Source organism: Saccharopolyspora sp. (assembly GCF_017434145.1).
GTDB classification, from domain to species: domain Bacteria; phylum Actinomycetota; class Actinomycetes; order Mycobacteriales; family Pseudonocardiaceae; genus Saccharopolyspora_C; species Saccharopolyspora_C galaxeae.
In genome coordinates this window covers 1-1,850 of the sequence record NZ_JAFRFW010000133.1, presented here as the reverse complement: position 1 = coordinate 1,850, position 1,850 = coordinate 1, and the positions used below count along the sequence as shown (strand labels likewise).

The window sequence follows — 1,850 nt, the reverse complement described above, 5'->3', positions numbered from 1 at the left end:
TCGGTGCTGGCGGTCACCCCGTCGGCAGCGGTCTGCCAGGGGGTGCCATCGGGCTGCAGGGTGAGCAGCACGACGATCTTGCCGTCCGCGATGCCCGTGGTGTGCATGGCTCGCCGGGTGAGGTCCACGTCGCCGTTCGCCGCGAACGGCCGCGCGCCGCCGCGGCTTTCCGCCGAAGCCGACGCCTTGGAGCGCTGGACCGGCTCCGAGGACAGCAGCTGCCCGGTGCGCGCGGGATCGTCGGAGTCGTTGCACTCCTGTCCCGGCGCGGGACCGTCGCCGAAGCCGGACCAGCCCTGCTTGGCCGCGTCCGCCTCGGGCGCGGCGCTGGGCAGGCCGAAGGACTGGTCGAAACCGTCCGCGGCGCACTTGGTGTGCTTGCCCAGGTTCGTCAGCACGAAGTCCCGGGTGCGGGCATCGGTCTTGTCCAGGACGTAGCGGTAGGTCTTGGCGATGTCGGAGGCGCTGGTGCCGGTGTAGCCCCAAACGCTCGACTGGTCGGCGGGCGGCGGAACGGTGTCCTGCAGCCCCATCTTGGCGACCGAGCGCTCGATGATCTCGGCGCCGCCGTTGCGCACCCAGAAATCGCTGGCCGCGTCGTCGTTGCTGGATCGCAGCATCGGCTGCAGCAGCAGCTTGTCCTCCTCGGGGATCGGCTTGGCCTGGTCGAGGCGTTCCAGGTGGTCCACGGCGATGAGCAGCTTCACCACCGACGCGGCGCGGAACTTCCGGTGCTCGTCGTGCTTCGAACGGACCTTCCCGCCCGACTCGTCCATGACGACGTGGGCGGCGGTGGAGTTCGCGGGAAGTTCGGCGGCCGAGGCGACTCCCGGAGACGCCAGCAGTGCGAGGCCGACCGCCGCGGCACCGACGAAACGACCGAATTCCTTGGCATGTTTGAGGTTTCGAATACTGGCCACGAGCGGAGCCTATGCCGCTACGCGGCCGAGTGGTCCACTTCGGACGGAAGATCGGGGATTCCCTTCGACAGCCCGGAAGAGATCGCAGAACCCCGGAGGCCCGCCGCGGAGATCAGCTCTGCAGCAACTCGCCGGTGCGTTCGGAAACCGCGTCCGCCGCGGTCTGCCAGGTGGTGCCGTCGGGTTGCAGCGTGAGCAGCACGACGATCTTGTCGTCGACGATGCCGGTGGTGTGCATGGCTCGCCGCGTCGTGTTCGGGTCCGCTGCCTGCTCCGCCGCGGCCGGGACGTCGTCCGCCGCGGTCGGGACGTCGTCCACCGGGGCCGGCGCGCGCACCGCCTGCCCCGCGAGATCGGCCAGTAGCTCACCGGTGCGGGCCGGATCGTCGGAGCCGTTGCACCTGCGGCCCGACGCGGGCGAGACGCCGAAACCGGACCAGCCCTGCTTGACCGCACCCACCTCGGGCGCGGCGCTGGGCAGGCCGAAGGACTGGTCGAAACCGTCGGCGGCGCAGGCGGTGTGCCGCCGCAGGTTCTCCAGCATGAAATCCCGAGTGCGGGGATCGGCCCCGTGCCTGATGTAGCGGTAGGTCGCGGCGACGTCCGAAGCGCTCATCCTGGTGTAGCCCCAGGTGGTTTCCTGGCCCGCCGGCGGCGGTTCGGTGTCCGACAAGCCGATCTTGTCCACCGCGCGTTCGATGATGTCGATCCCGCCGCCCTCCGCCCACAACGCGGTGGCCACGTCGTCATTGCTGGAGCGCAACATCGGCTGCAGCAGCAGCCGGTCGTCTTCGGTGATCGGCACGTCGGGATCGAGCCGTTCCAGGTGGTCCAGGGCGATGAGCAACTTCACCACCGACGCGGCACGGAACTTCAGGTGCTCGTTGTCCTGCGACTCGACCTCGCCGCTCGCGTCGTCCACCACGACGT

Annotated in this window: 2 protein-coding genes; both read right to left on the bottom strand. The window is 69.9% G+C overall.

The window, feature by feature from the left end; all coding sequences use genetic code 11:
- A partial coding sequence (locus tag IJH84_RS03625; RefSeq protein ID WP_295140124.1) for a hypothetical protein occupies positions 1–920 on the bottom strand: 920 nt, incomplete at its 3' end.
- Positions 921–1,032: 112 nt separating this feature from the next.
- Positions 1,033–1,850 (bottom strand): hypothetical protein (locus tag IJH84_RS03620; protein ID WP_295140122.1); only part of this gene is annotated, 818 nt, incomplete at its 5' end.